This window comes from Mammaliicoccus fleurettii (genome assembly GCF_003970575.1).
In the GTDB taxonomy this organism is placed as follows: domain Bacteria; phylum Bacillota; class Bacilli; order Staphylococcales; family Staphylococcaceae; genus Mammaliicoccus; species Mammaliicoccus fleurettii.
In genome coordinates this window covers 1-22,886 of record NZ_RXWZ01000024.1, presented here as the reverse complement: position 1 = coordinate 22,886, position 22,886 = coordinate 1, and the positions used below count along the sequence as shown (strand labels likewise).

Below are 22,886 nucleotides of genomic sequence, written 5' to 3'. Positions count from 1 at the left end.
TTCTTTTTTTCTTGGACGACTTCGTAAAATTCTAGGAGGTGTCAACCATAGCTAAAGATCAGACTCAAATAAACGACAAAATTCGTGCGAAAGAACTTCGCCTTATTGGCCAAGATGGGGAACAAATTGGTGTTAAATCAAAATTTGAAGCCATTGAAATGGCTGAAAGAGTAGATTTAGATGTAGTAGTAGTAGCGCCAAATGCTAAACCACCTGTTGCAAGAATTATGGATTACGGTAAATATAAATTCGAACAACAGAAAAAAGAAAAAGAAATGCGTAAGAAACAAAAAATTGTTAGTGTAAAAGAAATTCGATTAAGTCCAACTATCGAAGAACATGACTTTGAAACTAAATTGAAACATGCACAAAAATTCTTATCTAAAGAAGATAAAGTTAAAGTATCTATTAGATTTAGAGGACGTGCGATTACGCATAAAGAAATTGGTCAACGCGTGTTAGAACGCTTTGCAGAATCTTGTAAGGATATAGCAACAGTTGAACAAAGACCTAAAATGGAAGGGCGTTCAATGTTCTTAATGTTAGCGCCAATTTCAAACGACAAATAAACCGAAATAATAGGAGGAAATCTCAATGCCTAAAATGAAAACTCATCGTGGAGCAGCTAAACGTGTTAAAAGAACTGGTTCAGGTCAATTAAAACGTTCTAGATCATTTACTTCACACTTATTTGCAAACAAATCTACTAAAGCGAAACGTAAATTACGTAAAGCTTCATTAGTTTCTAAATCAGATACTAAACGAGTTAAACAAATGTTAACGTACGTAAAATAATAAACATAGCGGACTAATGGTCCATTTTAAGGAGGAATTATAATGCCACGTGTTAAAGGTGGAACAGTGACGAGAGCTCGTCGTAAAAAAGTTTTAAAATTATCTAAAGGTTACTTTGGATCAAAACATACATTATATAAAGTTGCTAAACAACAAGTAATGAAATCAGGTAACTATGCTTACCGTGACCGTCGTCAGAAAAAACGTGAATTCCGTAAATTATGGATTGCACGTATTAATGCAGCATCTCGTCAAAACGACATCAGCTATAGCCGTTTAATGAATGGTCTTAAATTAGCTGGTATTGACATCAACCGTAAAATGCTTTCTGAAATCGCTGTTTCAGATGAAAAAGCATTTGCTGAATTAGCTACTAAAGCTAAAGACGCATTAGCTAAATAATATATTCTATATAAGAGCAGAAATTCTTCATTGAATTTCTGCTCTTATTTTTTGTAAAAATCATTTTGGTTACTCTTAGACTTTGTTGGCATTTTTTTTGCTCGTGCTTACCCCACAGGAGTCAACTCTAAAAAATACCAAATATTAATTAAATATTTATAGTATAGGTGGAATTTATCCTAGAGTTGATTCTATGTTCAACAAATCTACTTATTAAAACAAAAAAACAAACTGAACTTATAAATTCAAGTTCAATTTGTCCACTATCCGTAGTAGCACTTAGAGCAATCATTTTTCTATATAAATATGGTTAGTTATTACGATGATTTTGTAAGTGCTGACGCCTGAGGGAATAGTATGCGTGAGAGACTACAGGCTCGAACCATACCCCTAGGCAAGCATGCACGAACAAAATCGTAAGATTGTATAAAAGGTAGGTAAACATGCACAAACAAAATCGTGAGTTTGTATAAAAAGGTAGGCAAGCATGCACAATCAAAATCGTAAGATTGTATAAAACAGTAGGCAAGCATGTACGAACAAAATCGTAAGATTGTATAAAAAAGTAGACAAGCATGCACGTACAAAATCGTAAGATTGTATAAAAAGGCAGGCAAACATGCACGAAAAAAATCGTAAGATTGTATAAAAAAAAAGGAAAACTTGCACGAACAATATCATAAGATGTTATTAAAAAAAGAACGAACAGACCCAACTCCTTTACGCTTTATAAACGCTTTGATAAAATAGTGTAGAAATAAGAATAAGGAGATTATTATGTCTAAATTTGATGAAATGATAACAGTGGTACCAAGAAAGACAATTTTTAATAATGAAACATATCAATTCGATGGATTTAAATCTATCCAAGATGAAGAAACAAAATATATTTACGAAACAATTAATCAATACGAAACTAAAAGACGTGGAGACATGGAAGAAGATCCATCATATAAACAGTTGATTTCATATTGTATTTTAGAAAATGAAAATAACGAAGTGTTAGTTTATGAAAGGTTAACTGGTGGTGGAGAAGGTAGACTTCACGGATTGAGTTCAATAGGTGTAGGTGGACATATGAATGATGTTCCTAATGCTACTAATGTTGAAGAAGTGATAAGAGAAAATGCTGCAAGAGAACTTGAAGAAGAAGTTGGTTTGAGTAAAAAAGATGTAGAAAATATGGAGTTAATCGGATTTATCAATGATGATCAGAATGAAGTTGGTAAAGTTCATATTGGCGTAGTGTTTAAATTAAAAGTCCAAAAAGAAAGTGTCGAAGCTATCGAAACTGACACATTGAAAATTAATTGGGTCAACCAATCGGAGTTATCTAATAATGAAAACTATGAAACATGGAGTAGTCTTATTATAGATGGTATATACAGAAGAGGTGAGTAACCTTGAGTGAAATCATTCCATTTCCAAAACTGAAAAACCAACTCATACAAAATATTAATACTGCTATACAAAAGGAACAATTTGATGAAGCGTATCAAGTGTTCGAATTATATGAACAACATTTTGCAATGGATGAAGACCTATCATTAAAAAAATGTGAAGTTTTAAAAGCGTGTGGTCATTATTTAGAATTGAGAGAAGAAGCAAGTATATTGCTAAATCAAGGGCATGACTATTATGATAAGATTGTTATTTATTTTGTAGAAAGCCTATATTATTTAGAACAATATCAAACAGTAGTTGAAATCATTAATCAAATTAAAGATGAAAATATTGAACATTCTACTAGGATGGCACTACTTCCTATTCAAGATATGGCAAAAGACAAACTTAATCAAAGACAGTTAAAAGCATCAGAAATTTTGAGAGCATTTAAAGAAACGCAATTTGAAGAACAAATTAATCTCTTAATCGACTTAATTGATAATCATTTAGGTGTGTTTAATTTAACTTTAGCTCAGATTATAGAGAATGAAACATTGCATCCAAATGTACAAAGTTTGATTTTAGAGTATTTAAGATTAAGTGAATGGTCTGCTGAAGTAAAATTTGAAAAATTAAACGAATTTTTAACTGTTAATCCTATAGAATTAGATGGCATTGAAAGAACAAATTTAAACAAAAATATAATACCTAAAGTAATAGATCAACTTGAAATTGATAGTCCTTCATCGATTGAATTAGCTAAAAGTTTATTGAATCAACATGCTATCGTAATGTATCCAATTGATTTTAGCGAGCTAGAAGATGAAACTTTAATTGCATGTTACTTGAAACTTTTATCAGAACGTTTTATTATAGACGCTAGCTACAATAGTGTTAATCAAGCAGATTGGGACAAATTCATAGATTTTATTGAAAAATTATAATGAATGTAAACACTATAGTTGAAACATCAGAAAGCTATGTTATAATTAAAGAGTTGAAAATTTATAAAATTAGGTTAATCACGGAGGTTTTTATACATGACAGCAACATGGGAAAAGAAGGAAGGTAACCAAGGTTTATTAACTGTTACGGTTCCTAAAGAAGAAGTAGATAAAGGTTTAGACAAAGCATTCAAAAAAGTTGTTAAACAAATTAATGTACCTGGTTTCCGTAAAGGTAAAATGCCAAGACCATTATTTGAACAAAGATTTGGTGTTGAATCATTATACCAAGATGCATTAGATTTCATTTTACCTGAAGCATATGGTAATGCAGTTGAAGAAGCAGAAATCAACCCAGTTGATCGTCCGGAAATCGACGTTACACAAATGGAAAAAGGTAAAGAACTTATCTTTGAAGCTACTGTAACAGTTGAACCAGAAGTTGAATTAGGTGACTATAAAGGCCTAGCTATAGAAAAACAAGATCGTGAAGTAACTGACGAAGAATTCGATAAAGCTTTAGAAGAAGCAGTTAGTCGTCAAGCTGAATTAACAGTTAAAGAAGGCGAAATCGCTCAAGGTGACGTTGTAAACATTAACTTTGATGGTTATGTTGACGGCGAAGCATTTGAAGGTGGACAAGCTGAAGGTTATGATCTTGAAATTGGTTCTGGATCATTCATTCCAGGATTTGAAGAACAACTTATTGGTCTTAAAGCTAGCGATAGCAAAGAAGTTGTTGTTACATTCCCTGAAGAATACCATGCTGAAGAATTAGCTGGTAAAGAAGCAACATTCAAATGTGATATTAACGAAGTAAAATCTAAAGAAATTCCAGAATTAGATGATGAGTTAGCTCAAGAGCTTGACGAATCAGTTAAAACAGTAGATGAATATAAAGAAAAATTACGTAAAGATTTAGCAGATGCTAAATTAAATCAAGCAGAAGCAACTGAAAAAGAAGAAGCAATTACTAAAGCTTCTGATAACGCTACAGTTGAAATTCCTGAAGCTATGATTAACACAGAATTAGATCGTATGATGCAAGAATTCGAACAACGTATTTCACAACAAGGTTTAAACCTTGAATTATACTATCAATTCTCAGGCCAATCAGAAGAAGAACTTAAAGCACAAATGAAAGAAGACGCTGAAAAACGTGTTAAAACTAATTTAACTTTAAGAGCTATCGCTGATGCTGAGAACATTGAAGTTTCTGATTCAGATGTTGAAGCAGAATTGACTAAAATGAGCGAACAATTTGGATTATCTGTTGAAGATATTAAATCAACATTAGGTAATAACGATATTTTAGTTAACGATCTTAAAATTCAAAAAGTTATCGACTTATTAGTTGCTGAATCAGTTGGAGAATAATTGTTATTCGGTATAAATTAATTATAGTAGCAGAATTTTTCTGCTACTATTCTTTTTTAGTTCGTTTAATTTGAAAAAGTAAAAAACATTTAGTATAGTCTAAAAAGAATAGGGGTGTAAAAATGTTTAAATTTAACGATGGTGAAGAAAACTTAAAATGTTCTTTCTGTGGTAAAGAGCAGGATCAAGTTAAAAAACTTGTAGCTGGTAGTGGTGTCTATATATGTAATGAATGTATAGAGCTTTGTTCTGAAATAGTTGAAGAAGAATTGAAGTCACAAGAGCCAGAACAATTTACTGAAGTTCCTACACCTAAAGAAATTATGGAGCAATTAAATGACTATGTTATCGGACAAGAAAATGCTAAAAAATCATTAGCATTAGCTGTCTATAACCATTATAAACGTGTTCAACAACCTTCAGAAAGTGAAGATGGTGTTGATTTACAAAAAAGTAATATCGCATTAATTGGGCCAACTGGTAGTGGTAAAACATTACTTGCTCAAACATTAGCCAAATCATTAAACGTTCCATTTGCAATAGCAGATGCAACTAGTTTAACGGAAGCTGGTTATGTAGGTGAAGACGTAGAAAATATACTTTTAAGATTAATCCAAGCAGCTGACTTTGATGTTGAAAGTGCTGAAAAGGGTATTATATATGTTGATGAGATTGACAAAATCGCACGTAAATCTGAAAACACATCTATAACAAGAGATGTTTCTGGTGAAGGTGTTCAACAAGCATTGCTTAAAATTCTTGAAGGTACAACAGCTAGTGTTCCGCCACAAGGTGGTAGAAAACATCCAAACCAAGAATTCATTCAAATAGATACAACAAATATACTATTTATTCTTGGTGGTGCATTTGATGGAATCGATGAAGTCATTAAACGTAGATTAGGTGAAAAAATCATTGGATTTAGTAGTTCTGGTGAAGAAATTAGTGATGAAGAGTCATTACTATCACAAATTAGACCTGAAGATTTACAATCTTATGGTTTAATTCCAGAATTTATCGGCAGAATTCCTATTGTAGCTAATCTTGAAACATTAGATGTTGATGCATTGAAAAACATCTTAACTCAACCTAAGAATGCATTAGTAAAACAATATACTAAAATGCTTGAATTAGATGACGTTGAATTACAATTTGATGAAAATGCATTAACAGCTATTAGTGAACTAGCTATAGAACGTAAAACTGGTGCACGTGGATTACGTTCTATAATTGAAGAAGCTCTTATTGATATTATGTTTGATATTCCTTCAAGCAACGATGTTAGTAAAGTAGTGATTACTGAAGATACAATTAGAGATAATAAATTACCTAACTTATTTGATAGTGAAGGTAACTTAATAAATGATGAAAAAACATCAGCATAAACTTTATTAATCTATTAGAGGCTGGGACAATATATTGTCTCAGCCTTTAATCTTTGTGGTTTATTTAAAATGTAGCCAATATAAGATATAATAAAAGAAACAAATTTGTAGGAGAAAACAATGAAAATTAATCCGAATAACGTAGATATAATTATAAGTGCAGTTGATCCAAAGCAATATCCTGAAACTGGTTTGCCAGAGATTGCTCTAAGTGGGCGTTCTAATGTTGGTAAGTCAACGTTTATTAATACATTAATATCAAGAAAAAAAGTTGCTAGAACGTCATCTAAACCTGGGAAGACACAGACTTTAAACTTCTTTAATATAGATGAACAACTTGTATTTGTTGATGTACCAGGATATGGATATGCAAAAGTGAGTAAAAAACAAAGAGAACAGTTTGGTAAGATGATAGAACAATATTTAACGACTAGAAATGAGTTAAAATGTGTCATTCAATTAGTGGATATAAGACACAAACCGACTCAAGATGATGTATTGATGTATAATTATTTAAAACATTTTGAAATACCTACAATTATTATCGCAACTAAAGAGGATAAGATACCAAAAGGTAAAGTTCAAAAACATTTAAAAATCATACGAGAAACATTAGAGGTTGATTCTGAGGATAAATTAATAAGTTATTCTTCATTAAATAAAGATAAGACAGACAATATATGGGCATTATTGTCACAATTTATTTAAACAAAATCCTCACATTCCTAAATTAGAAATGTTATAATTTAGACATTGGACATAAATTAATGGGGGCGTTAGAAGTGCATGTTGTTGTAGTAAGCGTAAACTATAAGACTGCAGATGTTGCGATGCGAGAAAAACTATCATTTAATGATCAAGAAATTGAGAATGCACTCGTAACACTTAGTAATAAAAAATCAATTTTAGAATGTGTCATTTTATCGACATGTAATAGAACTGAAGTATATGCTGTTGTAGATCAAATACACACTGGTAAATATTATATTCAGTCTTTCTTAGCTGATTGGTTTGACCAATCGTTAGATACGATTAAATCTTATACAAATGTGTTAACTGAGAATGAAGCAGTGGAACATTTGTTCAGAGTAACATCTGGTTTAGATTCAATGGTTCTAGGTGAAACGCAAATTTTAGGACAGATGAAAGATGCGTTTCAAATTGCACAAACTGAGGTTACAACAGGTACTATGTTTAATCGATTATTCAAACAAGCTATAACATTGGCTAAACGTGGTCATCACGAAACAGACATAGCTTCTAATGCCGTATCAGTTTCATATGCAGCTGTGGAATTATCGAAAAAAGTACTTGGCAAACTAGATAATAAGAAAGCATTAATCATTGGAGCAGGAGAAATGGCTGAGTTAGCAGTAGCTAATTTGAATGGTAGTGGTGTAAATGACATTACTGTTTTAAATAGAACTGTTGCAAAAGCTGAAGCATTAGCTATGCAATATAAAGGTGTAGCTAAAAGCATGAATGAACTACAATGTTCGTTGATGGAAGCTGATATCGTCATTAGTTCTACGAGTGCGGAACATTATGTATTAACTAAAGATATGATGAAAGATGTTGAGCGCTTTAGAAAAAATAAACCACTTGTATTAATTGATATTGCTGTGCCAAGGGATATAGATCCTGAAGTGAATGACTTAGAACTAATGTTTAATTATGATGTGGATGATTTAAACGGCCTTGTAGATGCAAATCTAGCTGAACGTGAGCAAGCAGCTCGTGAAATAGAATTGCTTATTGCTAAAGAAATTGATAAGCATGAAGAATGGGTGAATATGCTAGGCGTTGTGCCGATAATTACAGCACTTAGAGGTAAAGCATCACATATACAAGAAGAAACAATGGTAAGTGTCGAAAGAAAACTACCTGATATGACTGAAAGAGAAAGAAAAGTTATATCTAAGCATATGAAAAGTATCGTAAATCAATTATTAAAAGATCCGATAACTCAAGCTAAAGAATTATCAACTGATAAAAAATCAGCAGAAAAATTAGAATTATTCCAAGAAATCTTTAATATTACGAATGAAGTAGATCGATTAAATGATACAAAGAAAGAAATAAAAAGAAGTCAATTGTCTCCTAACACAGTTGAAACTTAATCAAAATATATGGTGATGCTATGCAAGATGTAATTGCGGTACGTTTGCATGAAATTGTCTTAGTTATTTACATGATTTGTTTAGGGTGCTATTTTTATGACTTTATACAAAAAAATTCTAAAGTAAGAAAGCTTGGGTATTATGCACTGGGGATTGTTTGGATTTTTCAAACAATCTTTTTGTGCATGTATATTGTTACAACAAAACAATTTCCAATCTTGACGATATTTGAAGGATTTTATTTTTATACATGGATGATTATTACAGTTTCATTAGTTTTAAACTATTTTAAATCAACGGATTTAACAGTCTTTATTATTAATTTAATTGGATTTGTATTTTTAGTTATTCATACATTTAGACCTGAGCAATATGATACGGAAAATACGGCATCTAATATTATGAATGAATTACTATTAATACATATTTCTTTAGCTATATTAAGCTATGTTCTGTTTGCATTGAGTACATCACATGCAATTTTATATTTACTCCAGAGAAAAAATCTAAAAGAGAAAAAGTTCAATCAAAAGTTCTTTAGAATGGGTAGTATTGAACAACTAGAGCAAAATGTTTTTAGATTTTCTTTAATAGGATTTTTAGTGTTACTTATTAGTTTAATATTAGGTATACAATGGGGCTTAATTATAATTGGTAGTGAGATATGGATAGATATGAAAGTGATCGGTTCTTTAATTGTTTTACTACTTTATGGTGTTTATTTATATTTAAGAGTAAGAAAATCAATCAATACTAAAACGTTAGTAATAGCGAATATTATGATATTTTTAGTGTGTATGATAAATTATTTGGTGGTCTCAAAGTTTTCGGGATTTCATCAGTGGTTTAATTAAACAATAATGGAGGAAGTTATGCGTAAAATTATTGTAGGTTCTAGAAAAAGTAAATTAGCAATGACACAAAGTCAGCAATTTATAGATAAATTGAAAGAAAAGCATCCAGATTTAGATATCGAAATTAAAGAAATCGTAACTAAAGGCGATAGAATCGTCGATGTTCAATTGTCTAAAGTTGGTGGTAAAGGTTTATTCGTAAAAGAAATACAACAAGCATTATTTGATCATGAAATAGACTTTGCTATTCATTCACTTAAAGATGTGCCTAGCGAATTGCCGGAAGCATTAACGCTTGGATGTATTCCTGAGAGAGAAATTCCTTTTGATGCATATATTGCTAATAATCATGTTAAACTTGCAGAATTAAAGCCAGGCAGTATTGTTGGTACTAGTTCTTTAAGACGTGGTGCCCAAATTTTAGCTAAATATCCTCACTTAGAAATCAAATGGATTAGAGGGAACATCGATACACGATTGAAGAAATTAGAAACTGAGGATTTTGATGCTATAATACTTGCTGCTGCAGGATTAAAGCGCATGGGTTGGAGCGAAGATATCGTTACTGAATATTTACAAGAGGATACAATGGTTCCAGCAATAGGTCAAGGTGCATTAGGTATAGAATGTAGAAGTGATGACAAAGAATTATTAGATATTCTAAAATCTGTGCATGATGAAAAAGTGGAAACGTGTGTAACATGCGAAAGAACATTTTTAAATGAAATGGATGGAAGTTGTAAAGTTCCAATTGCAGGTTATGCAACAAAAGATGGCAATGAAATTTCATTTACAGGATTAATTATGTCACCTGATGGTAAAGAAAGATATGAATCTACAAAAGTAGGTACCGATCCAGTAGAAATCGGTAAACAAGTATCTGAAGAATTAAAATCCCAAGGTGCATATGAAATTATTAAGAAATTAAATGAAGAATAATAAGGAGTAGTTAAAATGAAGCCGATTATAGTGGTTACGAGTACAAGAACTGTTCAACGTGAAGACGTAGAGATTCGACATTATCCATTTATAGATATTGTCCCTATCCAATTTGAACAGTCTTGTTTAAAACCCCACTATGATTGGCTTATTTTTACGTCTGTAAATGCTATTAAAATTTTTGAACCATATTTACCAAAGATACAAGTTAATCATATTGCAGTAATTGGTTCTAAAACGAAAAAAATAGCTGAAAAACTTAATATACCTGTTGATACAATGCCGGAAACATTTACGCAAGAAGGCATGTTAAATGATTTTAAAGACAAACTTTATAATCAATCAGTATTGATACCATGCAGTAAACAAGCAAGAGATAAATTAACAACTCAGTTATCTGAATGGAGTAATCAAGTTCAAAGGCTGAATATATATGAGCCAGTAACAAATACTGATAATGTTCATAAGGTGCATGAACTAATTACAAACAATAAAGTTACGCATATAACATTTTCAAGTTCTTCAGCAGTTTCAAGTTATTTTGAAACCTACAAAGAAATTGGTCATGGCGTAGAAGTATATGCAATTGGAGAAATCACTCAACAAAAATTAAATACATATCATCAAACTTCTAAAATAGCTTTAGAATCTACTTTAGAAGATATGATAAATACAATCTTGAAAGAGGTAAAATTATGAAATTTGATAGACATAGAAGATTAAGATCATCACAATCAATGAGAAATATGGTAAAAGAAACGTATGTTCATAAATCTGATTTAATATATCCTATATTTGTGATTGAAGAAGATAATATTAAAAATGAAATCTCATCAATGCCTGGGATTTATCAATTGAGTTTAAACCTGTTAGAAGAAGAATTAAAAGAGGCATATGACCTAGGTATTCGAGGTGTAATGTTCTTTGGAATTCCTAATGAGAAAGATGCTTGTGGTACTGGTGCATTTATCGATGATGGCATTATTCAAAAAGCGACTCGTTTATCTAAAAGTAAGTTCCCAGATTTATTAGTTGTGGCAGATACTTGTCTTTGTGAATACACAGATCATGGTCATTGTGGTGTGATAGATGAAGCTACAAGCGATGTAGATAACGATAAGTCATTAGAATTACTTGTTAAAACAGCTGTTTCACAAGCGAAAGCTGGAGCAGACATTATTGCACCAAGTAACATGATGGACGGATTTGTAGCTGAAATAAGAGCAGGACTTGATCAAGCAGGATTTATTAACATGCCGATTATGAGCTATGGTATTAAATATGCATCTAGTTTTTATGGTCCTTTCAGAGAGGCTGCAGAAGGTGCGCCTTCATTTGGTGATCGTAAAACATATCAAATGGACCCGAGCAATCGCTTAGAAGCATTTAGAGAATTAGAAAGTGACATTAAAGAAGGTTGCGACATGATGATTGTTAAACCTGCTTTAAGTTATTTAGATATTATAAGAGATGTGCGTAACCGTTCTGACTTACCTATTGTTGCGTATAACGTAAGTGGCGAATATAGTATGACAAAAGCAGCATCACTAAATGGCTGGATAGATGAAGAGAAAATTGTTATGGAACAAATGACTTCAATGAAACGTGCTGGAGCAGACATGATTATTACTTATTTCGCAAAAGATATTTGTAAATATCTAGATGGAGGAGACTATTAATATGAGATACGAACAATCAATTGAAGCATATAAAGAAGCAGTAGATTTAATGCCTGGTGGCGTAAATAGTCCAGTTAGAGCATTTAAATCTGTAGATACACCGCCGATATTTATGGATCACGGTAAAGGGTCAAAAATATATGATGTAGATGGTAATGAATATATTGATTACGTATTAAGTTGGGGGCCTTTAATTTTAGGTCATTCTCACGAAAAAGTTAAAACAGCTTTACACGCAGCGGTAGATAAAGGAACTTCATTTGGTGCTTCTACAGAGCTTGAAAATAAAATGGCACAACTCGTAATTGAACGTGTTCCATCTATTGAGATGGTAAGAATGGTATCTTCAGGAACAGAAGCAACATTAGCAGCATTACGACTTTCAAGAGGTTATACTGGCAGAAATAAAATATTGAAATTTGAAGGTTGTTATCATGGACATAGTGATTCATTACTAATCAAAGCTGGCTCTGGGGTAGCAACTTTAGGATTACCAGACTCTCCAGGCGTACCTGAAGGCACTGCGAAAAATACAATAACAGTTCCTTATAATGATATTGATGCTGTAAAAGTGGCTTTTGAACAATTTGGTGATGATATCGCAGGTGTTATTGTAGAACCTGTTGCCGGTAATATGGGTGTAGTACCACCAGTAGAAGGTTTCTTAGAAGGTTTACGTGATATTACTAAAGAATATGGTTCTGTATTAATCTTTGATGAAGTTATGACAGGATTTAGAGTAGGATACAATTGTGCACAAGGGTATTTTGGTGTTACGCCTGACTTAACTTGTCTAGGAAAAGTTATTGGTGGAGGATTACCGGTAGGTGCTTTCGGTGGTAAAAGAGAAATTATGGAAGAAATAGCGCCAGTTGGTAATGTTTATCAAGCAGGAACACTTTCAGGAAATCCATTGGCTATGACGAGTGGCTTTGCAACTTTAAGTGAGCTAACTGAAGATAGTTATAGCTATTTTAATGAATTAGGAGATTTACTTGAAAAAGGTCTGAAAGATGTGTTTTCTAAACATGAAGTACCAATAACAGTTAATCGTGCTGGTTCAATGATAGGTTATTTCTTGAATAAAGGTCCAGTTACTAATTTTGATGAAGCTAATTCATCAGATTTAGAAATGTTTAGTAATATGTATAGAGAAATGGCTCAAGAAGGTGTATTCTTGCCACCATCACAATTCGAAGGTACTTTTTTATCAACAGCTCATACTAAAGAAGATATAGAAAAAACAATTCAAGCATTTGATACAGCACTATCTAGAATTACAAAATAACAATTATAACCTCAATTTATATTTTTAATAATGGTATAATTTTACATGAGGTGTTAATTGATGCATAGAAATAAACAGAACATAATAATTGTAAGTTTGCTAGCTATAATACTTGGCTTTATACTCCAAAGCATTCATATGATTTTACCTTGGTTATTTGGTCCGATATTTGCTAGCATTATCGTTATAAAATTGGTGAAACGCTCGATTAAATGGCCGAATTGGTTAGGTAATATAGGATTACTCATTTTAGGAGTTCAAATGGGTTCTACTTTTACACTTGATGTACTTCATGATATAAAAGATGAATGGTTGCAGATTGTATTAATGTCAGTATTTATCATATTACTCGCTTTAATTATATCTATAGTCTTTAAAAAGATAGCCAATGTTTCATTTGAAACAGCATTATTAAGTGCAATCCCTGGAGCTCTAAGCCAAATGGTTGTTATGGCGGAAGAGAATAAAAAAGCAGACTTACTCATCGTTACACTTACTCAAACATCACGAATTATGTTTGTTGTAATCTTAGTTCCTATTATTTCTTCAATATATGGTAGTAATGGTTCAAGTTCTAGACAAATTGATGCAGCACCTTCCATATTTTCAGTTTTAGATTTAACGGGATATATTACGTTGATTGTAGGAATAATTATTTTATTTTTATTATTCTACAAGATTAAGTTTCCTGTTCCTCATTTACTTGCACCAATTTTTGTTCTTCTTACTTGGAATTTATATACTGAACAGGTTTTCTCTTTAGATTATCAGTTGATTATAATTGCTCAAGTGTTATTCGGAATAAGAATAGGGGTTCAAATATCTGATTTAATAAATAATCTGACTAAAAAGACTGTGTTTGCAATAGCATTCCAAAATGTCTCGTTAATACTTGGTGCTTTTATACTTGTGTTTATTTTTGATCTTTTTATTGATGACAATATTAATGACTTGTTTTTAAGTGCTGCTCCAGGGGGAATGGCACAAATTATAGTAGTTGCGCTTGAAACTGGTGGAGATGTCGCAATGATTTCAAGCTATCATATTTTTAGGATATTTTTTATACTTCTAATTATTTCACCATTAATAAAGGTTTTCTTAAGCATAAGGTCTAAGAAATACGGTAATTAGTACTTTCAATATTGACTTATATTGAAAGTGCTTATATTATTAAAGTAATTAAATATTTAACAAGGAAGAGTAAATCATTGATTATTTGAAGAGAGTGTATGGTTGGTGTGAATACATATTAATGATGATTGAAGGTAGCCTTAATTTGAACGTTAATTGAAACTAAGTAGATTAATGCGTGTGCGAGCGATAATCGTTAAAGTGCAATATAAGAAATTATATTGAATTTAGGTGGTACCACGGTTTAACCCGTCCTATTCATTTAGGACGGGTTTTTTTATATTAAAAAGGAGTGATAAATAATGGAAATGGAACCTAAATATAACCCTAAAAAGGTTGAAGAAGGCCGTTATCAACATTGGTTAGAAAATGATTGTTTTAAACCAAGTGAAAATAAAGACAAAGAAACGTATACGATTGTTATTCCGCCTCCAAATGTAACTGGTAAGCTACATTTAGGTCATGCATGGGATACAACTTTACAAGATATTTTAACTAGAATGAAAAGAATGCAAGTGTATGATACTTTGTATTTACCTGGTATGGACCATGCAGGTATCGCAACCCAAGCTAAAGTTGAAGGCAAATTAAAAGAACAAGGATTGACTAGACATGACTTAGGTAGAGAAAAATTCCTTGAACATGCTTGGTCATGGAAAGAAGAATATGCAGACTTTATTCGTGCACAATGGTCTAAGTTAGGCTTAGGTTTAGACTATAGTCGTGAACGTTTTACATTAGACGAAGGATTATCACAAGCAGTTAAAAAAGTGTTTGTTGATATGTATAATAAAGGTTTGATATATCGTGGAGAAAGAATTATTAACTGGGATCCACAAACTAAAACAGCAATTTCTGATATAGAAGTTATACATGAAGATATATTAGGGCATTTCTATCATATTAAGTATCCGTTTAAAGAAGGAGAAGGTGCTATTGAAATAGCAACAACACGTCCTGAAACGATGCTTGGAGATACTGCAATTGTTGTTAATCCAAACGATGATCGATATAAACACTTAATAGGTAAATCTGTTGTTTTACCAATTATTGGTCGTGAATTACCAATCATTGGTGACGATTATGTTGATATTGATTTTGGTAGTGGAGCAATGAAAGTAACACCTGCTCATGATCCTAATGACTTCGAAATTGGTGAAAGACATCAACTAGAAAAAATTAACGTTATGAATGAAGACGGTACAATGAATGAGCTTGCTGGTAAATATAATGGTTTAGATCGTTTTGAATGCCGTAAGCAATTAATTGAAGATTTAAAAGCAACTGGAGAGTTAATTAAAGTTGAAGAACATGAGCATTCAGTTGGCCATTCAGAAAGAAGTGGGGCAGTAGTTGAGCCTTACTTATCTACTCAATGGTTTGTGAAGATGGAACCTCTAGCTAAACAAGCTTTAGATAACCAAGATACTGAAAATCGTATTAATTTTGTTCCAGACAGATTTGAAGGTACATTTAATAGATGGATGGAAAACATCCGCGACTGGACAATTTCTCGACAACTATGGTGGGGTCATCAAATTCCAGCCTGGTATCATAACGAGACAGGTGAAACATATGTAGGAGAAGAAGCGCCAGAAGATATTGAAAATTGGACTCAAGATGAAGACGTTCTTGATACATGGTTTAGTTCTGCATTATGGCCATTTTCTACATTAGGATGGCCAGACGAAAACAATGAAGACTTTAAACGTTATTATCCAACTAACACATTAGTTACAGGTTATGATATTATTTTCTTCTGGGTATCGAGAATGATTTTCCAAGGGCTTGAATTTACTGGACAAAAACCATTCAATGATGTCTTGTTACACGGTTTAGTAAGAGCTGAAGATGGCCGTAAGATGAGTAAGTCATTAGGTAATGGTGTTGACCCAATGGATGTTATAGAAGAATATGGTGCGGATAGCTTAAGATACTTCTTAGCTACTGGTTCATCACCTGGACACGATTTACGTTATTCTACTGAAAAAGTTGAAGCTATTTGGAACTTTATCAACAAGATTTGGAATGCTTCTCGTTTTAGTATTATGAATATTGGTGAATCATTTAAGTTTGAAGATATAGATTTATCAGGTGAAAAATCTGTTGCTGATGAATGGATTCTTACACGATTAAACGAAACTATAGCAAATGTTACAGATTTAAGTGATAAATATGAATTTGGTGAAGTTGGTCGCGTACTTTATAACTTTATTTGGGATGAGTTCTGTGATTGGTATATTGAAATGAGTAAAATACCAATGAACGGTGAAGATGAGTCTAAAAAACAAATGACGCGTTCAGTATTAGCTTACACACTGGATCAAACAATGAGAATGTTACATCCATTAATGCCATTTGTAACAGAACATATATGGCAAGCTCTACCTCATGAAGGAGAAACAATCATAAACGCTTCATGGCCAGAAGTTAAACCAGAATTATCAAATGAAAACAGTAAAGTTTCAATGCAACTGTTAGTTGAAATTATTAAATCTGTAAGACAAGCTAGACGTGAAGTGAATACACCGATGTCTAAAGAAGTGCCAATTCATATCGAAGCAAAAGACGAAAAAGTTAAAGAGCAACTTTTAGATAATAAAGATTACTTAATGCGTTTTTGTAATCCAAGTGAGTTAATTATCGATACTTCTATAGAAATACCTGAAAAAGCGATGACTGAAGTTGTATTTGGTGCTACAGTGGTGTTACCATTAGAAGGATTAATTGACATGGACAAAGAAATAGAAAGACTTGAGCAAGAACTTAATAAATGGCAAAAAGAATTAGATCGTGTTAATAAAAAATTGAGCAATGAGAAGTTCGTTGCTAATGCACCTGAAAAGATTATTAACGAAGAGAAAGATAAAAAAGTTAATTATCAAGAAAAATATGATGGTGTACTAGCTAGAATTGAACAATTGAAAGGCTAGGAAAGCTAATGGATTATTTAGATAGTTTACACTGGATACACGAACGAACTAAATTTGGTATTAAACCAGGTGTTAAAAGAATGAAGTGGATGCTCAGTAAACTGGACCATCCTGAAGATAATATTCAAGCAGTTCATGTAGTAGGTACGAATGGTAAAGGATCAACAGTCAGTTATTTAAGAAATGCACTTGTAGCAAATAATTATGAAGTTGGTACTTTTACTTCACCATATATCGTTACATTTAATGAAAGAATAAGCATTAACGGTGTTCCGATAACTAACGATGAATTAGTTGACTTAGTTCAAATAGTTAAACCAATTTCAGAAAGACTTGAAACTGAAACTGATTTAGGACCAGCTACAGAATTTGAAATTATCACATTAATTATGTTTGTATATTTTGGATCTATACGCCCTGTTGATTTTGTTTTAGTTGAAGCAGGATTAGGAGCTTTAAATGATTCAACTAATGTATTCCAACCAATTATGACAGTATTAACAAGTATCGGTTTAGACCATACAAATATATTAGGTGAAACTTATATGGATATTGCTAGGGAAAAAGCTGGTGTAATTAAACCAAGTGTACCTCTTGTTTATTCAATTAAACCTAAAGATGCGCTACATTTTGTGCGTGAAGTTGTAGAAACTAATTATAATAAAGGTTTAGAATTAGATAGAGATATTCATGTTATTTCTGATGATGCTGAATTTACTTACAGATATGAAAGTTATGAACTTGAAAATATTCAACTAAAAATGATTGGTCAACATCAACATGAAAATGCTGCACTTGCAATTACAACGCTCATTGAAATGTTTCAAAGAGGGATTATACAATTAGACTTTAATAAAATGATAGATGCCATTGAGAATACGACTTGGTTAGGCCGTATTGAAAAAGTTAAAGATCAGCCTCTCATATTAATTGATGGTGCTCATAATAAAGAAAGTATAGATGCGTTAGTTAATACTTTGAATCAGTATTATTCTGATAAAAAAATTGACGTATTGTTTGCAGCTATTGAAGGAAAACCTATTGGAAAAATGTTAAACAGTTTAGAAGACGTAGCGAACAGATTCTATGTAACGACATTTGATTTTCCAAAAGCATTACCAATAGATGCAGTTTATGATTACTTAGAACATGATCACATTGAAAAGATTCAAAATTATAATAGCTTTATCGATGAATATGATGGTGAATTACTTGTTATAACCGGTAGTTTGTATTTTATAAGTGAAGTAAGAAAATTGTTTGTTCAATAATAAATGAGTTAAAAGATAACGACAAAATGAAAAATGTCGTTATCTTTTTTTTGTGTAAAAATTCATTATATTCTGAAAAATAGGGTATGAGTAATATATATTACTAAAGGGGAGATTATATGAAAGAAAACAATAAACAGAAAATAAAATTCAAAAATCCTCATACATATGCGATTTTACTATTTATTATTGCGATAAGTTGCTTGCTAACTTATGTAATACCTTCAGGTGAATTTGAACGTAAAACTGTAAATGATCGAGAAGAAGTTGTATCAGGTACTTATCATTTAGTAGACAGTCAACCATCTGGATTTTTAGAAATCTTTAGATCGATTCCTGAAGGTTTAATTAGTGGCGCGGATATTATTTTTTACATATTTCTAGTAGGTGGCGCTTTTGGTATTATACATAAGACTGGCGCTATTACAAATGGTGTAAATGCTGCAATGAACAAGTTAGGGGAAAACGGCAAATTTATGATTCCTCTAACGATGTTTATTTTCTCATTACTCGGTTTTTCTATTGGATTGGCTGAAGAAACTATTATATTTGTTCCGATAGGTATAGCAATCGCAAGAGCAGTTGGGTATGATGCGATGACTGGTACAGCAATGATTATAATGGGGGCAGCAGCAGGATTTCTAGGAGGCATGCTCAATCCATTTACGGTTGGAGTCGCACAAAAAATCGCTGAAATTCCTCTGTTTTCAGGCTGGCAATTTAGAACGATCATTTATATATGTGTATTGATTGTTGGCATCATTTATGTAATGTTATATGCTCGAAAAGTTAAGAAAAATCCAAAGAAAAGTTTAGTATATGAATTAGAACAAGAAGAACAACATAATATTGCTGACCAACCTAAGATTGGCAGATTTACAAAACGACAATCATTTTGTTTAATTTTGCTAGTCGCTGCAATTTGTTTTAACGTATTTGGTATTTTTACATTCGGATGGTCCTTTAATGAAATGAGTGCTAATTTCTTATTAGCAGGTTTATTAGCAGGGTTTATCGGTGGTCTAGGGTTTAATGGAACTTTTGATGCTTTAGTAGAAGGAATGAAATCTATTTTGTTCGGTGCTTTAATTGTAGGATTTGCTAAAGCAATTGTTGTCGTATTAGAAAATGGTAAAATTATAGATACTATAGTGTATTATTTAACAAACACCATTCAAGATTTACCAGCTAGTATTACGGTTGGTATGATGTTCGTTATTCAAATGATTTTAAACTTCTTTATACCATCAGGATCGGGCCAAGCAATGACAACTATGCCACTTATGGTCCCGATTTCAGATTTATTAAGTATTAATAGACAGATGGCAGTACTTGCCTTCCAATATGGAGACGCAGTGAGTAATAGTATATTCCCAACTTCCGCCTCTTTAATGGGTGGATTGGCTGTTGCCGGAATTTCTTATACTAAATGGGTGAAATTTATATGGAAGTTATTAGTACTATGGGTTGTTATATGTATGGCTGGAATATTCGTTGCTTTAGGATTAGGTTTTTAACTTTTATAAATATTACAAAACTTGAAAAACTCATGTTATTACATAGAGTTTTTCAAGTTTTTTTATGAATAATATTTTAATGTTTATAATGGCATACTCATAAGTTCAAAAACTGTAGTTATACGTTTAACGAGTTGTTTTGGTATATTTATATATATCAAAAAAGGAGAATGAAATAATGGCTTTACTCTTTTTGTTGGGGGCAATTTTAGCTAGTTATATGTATCAACTCACAAGTACAACAAACATAAATTATAATATGTTTCATAGTCGTTCTAAGTGTGAGAATTGTTGTAAAAATATTTTGTTTAGAGATCTTATTCCAATTATCAGTTACTTATGTTTAAAAGGTAAATGTAGATTTTGCAAGAGTAGGATATCTCTAGATTTATTTTTATGTGAACTTATACTAGGAACACTTTTTTTAATACCTCTAATATGCAATACACCGTTTGATCCTCTATTATATTATTTCTTAGTCATATTTTTAATCCCTTTATCTATTTATGATATGAAGCACTATATTATTCCTAACCATGTATTAATTATAATGTTTATAACAGCTTTAGTGCTTTTTGATATGTCGTTGAAAGGTTTTTTATTATCAATTCTTATTCTGTTTTTACTTCATTGTGTTTATTTTATTTCTAATAAAAGTATAGGATACGGTGATATAAAACTATTTTCTTTATTAAGTATTATACTATCCAATTCTCAATTTTTATTAATGTTTATGTTCACGTTCATTATTGCAGGAATTTTCGTCTTACTTTATTCTTGTGCTTGTAAAAATCTTATGAAGAAAGTTCCTTTAGTTCCTTTTATCACAGTTTCTACACTATTTGTTTTGATTTTTAATCATCAACTTAATTATTATTTTTTAGGAGGCTTACATGGTCATTAAAATTAAAGATTTACAACACGAAGATAAACCGAGAGAAAGATTAAAATCTTATGGTCCGGATAAACTAACTAATAGAGAGTTATTGGCAATAATCATCAATTCTGGTAGTAAACAATATTCGAGTTTAGAATGTGCAAATAAAGTGTTAAATTTAGTAGAGAACACTAGAGAATTAAGGCACCTTACTTTGCCTGAATTATTAACAGTAAATGGAATAGGAGAATCTAAAGCCATTACTATTTTAGCTGTCATTGAATTAGCGAAAAGAATGCATAGTAATACAGTATTGGATAAATTTGAAATAAATGAGCCACAAGATGTAGCAAATTACTTGATGGAGAAACTAAGATATTTAAAGCAAGAACACTTTGTTGCGTTGCTATTAAACACTAAAAATCAAATTATACATGAACAATCTATATTTATAGGTTCTTTGAATATGGCAGTAGTACACCCGAGAGATTTATTAAGAGAGGCAATCAAACATTCGGCGGCATCCATTGTAATAGCTCATAATCATCCGAGCGGAGATCCAACACCATCTATAGAAGACATTAAAACGACTAAACGAATTCTATATTGCTGTGAATTAATGGGAATAGATTTACTTGATCATATCATTATTGGGGATGGAGAATTTATAAGTATTTTTGAAAATGATTATATTATGCGTGAAGACATAGAAATTAATGATGTTTATGAATGATACAATGGTATAATATAAATAAAAATGAGTCAGGAGTTTTTGATTTGCAAATCATTACATTTATTTTAGTTGTTTTACCATTGTTATTCATAATATCTATTTTTCAACGAAAGAAAAGAGCGATTGTAAAAAAAGACTATGGAATTATAATGGCATTAGGTGTTATAGGTGTATTTCTTTCATCAATATTACTTACATTAACAAATAGTGAATCATCACTTTCATTTAGTGTTATTCTTGGATCAATTGGTGCAGGCATAGTGTGGGGTATTTTAGTATCACTTACTTTATTCTTGTTAAAAAAATTACTAAATAAATAAAAAGAAGAAGCCGAGACAAATTATTGTCTCGGCTTCTTCTTTAATAAAAATCAAGTGATATTCATTAAGGGTCACATAAAGTAAAGAACACCTTGATATATGAAGTAAATTACTAAAGCAATAATAGCTAATTTTATGAGAACTCTTAGTAACCCAACAAAAAATCGGAAAAAGATAATTAAAAACAAGATAGCTAAGAATATATATATTAATTCCATTATTTTCACCTCTTAATGAGATTATATATGAGAATTGATAAAAATACATCAGACTACAGAATGATTATAGAGTTCAGTCCAAAGCCCGATGATGATTTATATTATATTTTTGTATAATATATATGAATGAGAGGTGTCTATAATATTGAGATGGTTATTTAGGTTAATTAGAAATTTATTAGCATTATTGGCAATTGTAATTATAGTCGTAATTGTGTACAGAAATGTTCCTGCTATTAGCGATTTGAATCCATTTGAAAATAGTGATAATCAAGAAACTGAAGAAATTGCGCCACAACGAGCAAATGCTACATATGAAGTAGAAGACAATCCATTGTTACAAAATGTTCCTTTAAGTCAAACAAAGCATGCATTTAAATGGATAAATAAAAGCGAATTTATGGATGTTTCGGGATTAGAGCGTATGGGTTACGATGACGATTATGTAGCTGGTCAACGTGGTACTGAGTATATTTTGTATAAGTTTGGTGAATCGAAAATGTATGTGTATCAAACTGAGCAAGATTTAATTAATGATTTAAGTGAAATGAACTCAGATATAAAATTATTACCAAAAACTTCATATTAATTTTTAATTTCGACTGTCTCTCACTTTATTTAAAGTGAACTGTAAGCTAAAATAGTAATATCATTGTTATTTAGACATTTGAAGATTAAGAGGTGTTTAGATTGTCGAATTTTTTTAAAAATAATAAA

At 31.3% G+C, this 22,886-nt stretch carries 22 protein-coding genes and 2 other annotated features (1 of these 24 running past the window's edge); all 22 genes read left to right on the top strand.

The window, feature by feature from the left end; all coding sequences use genetic code 11:
* Positions 1 to 15, top strand: a sequence feature (ribosomal protein L20 leader region) (it extends 111 nt beyond the left edge of the window).
* Positions 16 to 38: 23 nt separating this feature from the next.
* The 22 genes from infC to CD129_RS01350 all read left to right on the top strand — a co-directional run bounded on the left by infC (position 39) and on the right by CD129_RS01350 (position 22,758).
* The gene (gene infC / locus CD129_RS01455) at positions 39 to 569 is read left to right on the top strand and encodes a translation initiation factor IF-3 (protein ID WP_078356427.1); all 531 of its coding nucleotides are present in this window, start codon (positions 39 to 41) and stop codon (positions 567 to 569) included.
* A 25-nt stretch (positions 570 to 594) separates the two neighbouring features.
* The gene (rpmI, locus tag CD129_RS01450) at positions 595 to 795 is read left to right on the top strand and encodes a 50S ribosomal protein L35 (protein WP_078356428.1); all 201 of its coding nucleotides are present in this window, start codon (positions 595 to 597) and stop codon (positions 793 to 795) included.
* 42 nt (positions 796 to 837) lie between these two features.
* The gene (gene rplT / locus CD129_RS01445; RefSeq protein ID WP_016910906.1) at positions 838 to 1,197 is read left to right on the top strand and encodes a 50S ribosomal protein L20; all 360 of its coding nucleotides are present in this window, start codon (positions 838 to 840) and stop codon (positions 1,195 to 1,197) included.
* A 777-nt stretch (positions 1,198 to 1,974) separates the two neighbouring features.
* On the top strand, positions 1,975 to 2,598 hold the full coding sequence (locus tag CD129_RS01440) for an NUDIX domain-containing protein (protein ID WP_078356429.1): 624 nt from the start codon (positions 1,975 to 1,977) through the stop codon (positions 2,596 to 2,598).
* Between the two features lie 2 nt (positions 2,599 to 2,600).
* Positions 2,601 to 3,527 carry a hypothetical protein gene (locus CD129_RS01435; RefSeq protein WP_078356430.1) on the top strand — a complete coding sequence of 309 codons (927 nt, stop codon included), beginning with the start codon at positions 2,601 to 2,603 and terminating at the stop codon, positions 3,525 to 3,527.
* Between the two features lie 96 nt (positions 3,528 to 3,623).
* Positions 3,624 to 4,904: a trigger factor gene (gene tig / locus CD129_RS01430; protein ID WP_107509047.1), complete on the top strand. Its 1,281-nt coding sequence runs from the start codon at positions 3,624 to 3,626 to the stop codon at positions 4,902 to 4,904.
* A gap of 122 nt (positions 4,905 to 5,026) precedes the next feature.
* Positions 5,027 to 6,289: an ATP-dependent Clp protease ATP-binding subunit ClpX gene (gene clpX, locus CD129_RS01425; RefSeq protein ID WP_126577727.1), complete on the top strand. Its 1,263-nt coding sequence runs from the start codon at positions 5,027 to 5,029 to the stop codon at positions 6,287 to 6,289.
* 120 nt (positions 6,290 to 6,409) lie between these two features.
* Complete coding sequence (yihA, locus tag CD129_RS01420) at positions 6,410 to 6,997, top strand: ribosome biogenesis GTP-binding protein YihA/YsxC (RefSeq protein ID WP_078356433.1); 588 nt, start codon at positions 6,410 to 6,412, stop codon at positions 6,995 to 6,997.
* Positions 6,998 to 7,071: 74 nt separating this feature from the next.
* Positions 7,072 to 8,409, top strand: coding sequence for a glutamyl-tRNA reductase (gene hemA / locus CD129_RS01415; RefSeq protein ID WP_115337357.1), 1,338 nt, complete (start codon positions 7,072 to 7,074; stop codon positions 8,407 to 8,409).
* Between the two features lie 20 nt (positions 8,410 to 8,429).
* Positions 8,430 to 9,263, top strand: coding sequence for a cytochrome C assembly family protein (locus CD129_RS01410; RefSeq protein ID WP_107509049.1), 834 nt, complete (start codon positions 8,430 to 8,432; stop codon positions 9,261 to 9,263).
* 18 nt (positions 9,264 to 9,281) lie between these two features.
* Entirely contained in the window at positions 9,282 to 10,202 is a 921-nt protein-coding gene (gene hemC / locus CD129_RS01405; RefSeq protein ID WP_115337358.1) for a hydroxymethylbilane synthase, read from the top strand.
* A gap of 15 nt (positions 10,203 to 10,217) precedes the next feature.
* Positions 10,218 to 10,901 (top strand): uroporphyrinogen-III synthase, encoded by a 684-nt coding sequence (locus tag CD129_RS01400; protein WP_107509050.1) that lies wholly within the window; start codon positions 10,218 to 10,220, stop codon positions 10,899 to 10,901.
* The gene (gene hemB / locus CD129_RS01395) at positions 10,898 to 11,881 is read left to right on the top strand and encodes a porphobilinogen synthase (RefSeq protein ID WP_078356438.1); all 984 of its coding nucleotides are present in this window, start codon (positions 10,898 to 10,900) and stop codon (positions 11,879 to 11,881) included. Before CD129_RS01400 ends, hemB begins: the two co-directional genes overlap by 4 nt.
* Position 11,882: 1 nt before the next feature.
* Complete coding sequence (hemL, locus tag CD129_RS01390) at positions 11,883 to 13,169, top strand: glutamate-1-semialdehyde 2,1-aminomutase (RefSeq protein ID WP_078356439.1); 1,287 nt, start codon at positions 11,883 to 11,885, stop codon at positions 13,167 to 13,169.
* Positions 13,170 to 13,229: 60 nt separating this feature from the next.
* Complete coding sequence (locus CD129_RS01385) at positions 13,230 to 14,300, top strand: AbrB family transcriptional regulator (RefSeq protein WP_115337359.1); 1,071 nt, start codon at positions 13,230 to 13,232, stop codon at positions 14,298 to 14,300.
* A gap of 47 nt (positions 14,301 to 14,347) precedes the next feature.
* Positions 14,348 to 14,560 (top strand) — a binding site (T-box leader).
* Between the two features lie 42 nt (positions 14,561 to 14,602).
* Positions 14,603 to 17,233, top strand: coding sequence for a valine--tRNA ligase (locus CD129_RS01380; RefSeq protein ID WP_126577726.1), 2,631 nt, complete (start codon positions 14,603 to 14,605; stop codon positions 17,231 to 17,233).
* A gap of 8 nt (positions 17,234 to 17,241) precedes the next feature.
* Complete coding sequence (locus tag CD129_RS01375) at positions 17,242 to 18,504, top strand: bifunctional folylpolyglutamate synthase/dihydrofolate synthase (RefSeq protein ID WP_115337361.1); 1,263 nt, start codon at positions 17,242 to 17,244, stop codon at positions 18,502 to 18,504.
* 119 nt (positions 18,505 to 18,623) lie between these two features.
* Entirely contained in the window at positions 18,624 to 20,021 is a 1,398-nt protein-coding gene (locus CD129_RS01370; protein ID WP_107509053.1) for a YfcC family protein, read from the top strand.
* A gap of 178 nt (positions 20,022 to 20,199) precedes the next feature.
* Positions 20,200 to 20,925: a prepilin peptidase gene (locus CD129_RS01365; protein ID WP_078356444.1), complete on the top strand. Its 726-nt coding sequence runs from the start codon at positions 20,200 to 20,202 to the stop codon at positions 20,923 to 20,925.
* Positions 20,915 to 21,631, top strand: coding sequence for a RadC family protein (radC, locus tag CD129_RS01360; RefSeq protein WP_078356445.1), 717 nt, complete (start codon positions 20,915 to 20,917; stop codon positions 21,629 to 21,631). Before CD129_RS01365 ends, radC begins: the two co-directional genes overlap by 11 nt.
* Positions 21,628 to 21,951 (top strand): hypothetical protein, encoded by a 324-nt coding sequence (locus CD129_RS01355; RefSeq protein ID WP_239733477.1) that lies wholly within the window; start codon positions 21,628 to 21,630, stop codon positions 21,949 to 21,951. Before radC ends, CD129_RS01355 begins: the two co-directional genes overlap by 4 nt.
* Before the next feature lie 363 nt (positions 21,952 to 22,314).
* Positions 22,315 to 22,758 (top strand): DUF4930 family protein, encoded by a 444-nt coding sequence (locus CD129_RS01350; RefSeq protein ID WP_107509057.1) that lies wholly within the window; start codon positions 22,315 to 22,317, stop codon positions 22,756 to 22,758.
* Positions 22,759 to 22,886: the final 128 nt, after the last annotated feature.

Coding starts and splice junctions, on each gene's coding strand:
- rpmI (WP_078356428.1), top strand. CDS start 595: ATGCCTAAAATGAAAACTCATCGTGGAGCAGCTAAACGTGTTAAAAGA.
- CD129_RS01400 (WP_107509050.1), top strand. CDS start 10,218: ATGAAGCCGATTATAGTGGTTACGAGTACAAGAACTGTTCAACGTGAA.
- hemB (WP_078356438.1), top strand. CDS start 10,898: ATGAAATTTGATAGACATAGAAGATTAAGATCATCACAATCAATGAGA.
- CD129_RS01410 (WP_107509049.1), top strand. CDS start 8,430: ATGCAAGATGTAATTGCGGTACGTTTGCATGAAATTGTCTTAGTTATT.
- yihA (WP_078356433.1), top strand. CDS start 6,410: ATGAAAATTAATCCGAATAACGTAGATATAATTATAAGTGCAGTTGAT.
- hemC (WP_115337358.1), top strand. CDS start 9,282: ATGCGTAAAATTATTGTAGGTTCTAGAAAAAGTAAATTAGCAATGACA.
- tig (WP_107509047.1), top strand. CDS start 3,624: ATGACAGCAACATGGGAAAAGAAGGAAGGTAACCAAGGTTTATTAACT.
- CD129_RS01365 (WP_078356444.1), top strand. CDS start 20,200: ATGGCTTTACTCTTTTTGTTGGGGGCAATTTTAGCTAGTTATATGTAT.
- CD129_RS01375 (WP_115337361.1), top strand. CDS start 17,242: ATGGATTATTTAGATAGTTTACACTGGATACACGAACGAACTAAATTT.
- rplT (WP_016910906.1), top strand. CDS start 838: ATGCCACGTGTTAAAGGTGGAACAGTGACGAGAGCTCGTCGTAAAAAA.
- CD129_RS01370 (WP_107509053.1), top strand. CDS start 18,624: ATGAAAGAAAACAATAAACAGAAAATAAAATTCAAAAATCCTCATACA.
- clpX (WP_126577727.1), top strand. CDS start 5,027: ATGTTTAAATTTAACGATGGTGAAGAAAACTTAAAATGTTCTTTCTGT.
- CD129_RS01380 (WP_126577726.1), top strand. CDS start 14,603: ATGGAAATGGAACCTAAATATAACCCTAAAAAGGTTGAAGAAGGCCGT.
- CD129_RS01440 (WP_078356429.1), top strand. CDS start 1,975: ATGTCTAAATTTGATGAAATGATAACAGTGGTACCAAGAAAGACAATT.
- CD129_RS01385 (WP_115337359.1), top strand. CDS start 13,230: ATGCATAGAAATAAACAGAACATAATAATTGTAAGTTTGCTAGCTATA.
- radC (WP_078356445.1), top strand. CDS start 20,915: ATGGTCATTAAAATTAAAGATTTACAACACGAAGATAAACCGAGAGAA.
- CD129_RS01355 (WP_239733477.1), top strand. CDS start 21,628: ATGATACAATGGTATAATATAAATAAAAATGAGTCAGGAGTTTTTGAT.
- hemL (WP_078356439.1), top strand. CDS start 11,883: ATGAGATACGAACAATCAATTGAAGCATATAAAGAAGCAGTAGATTTA.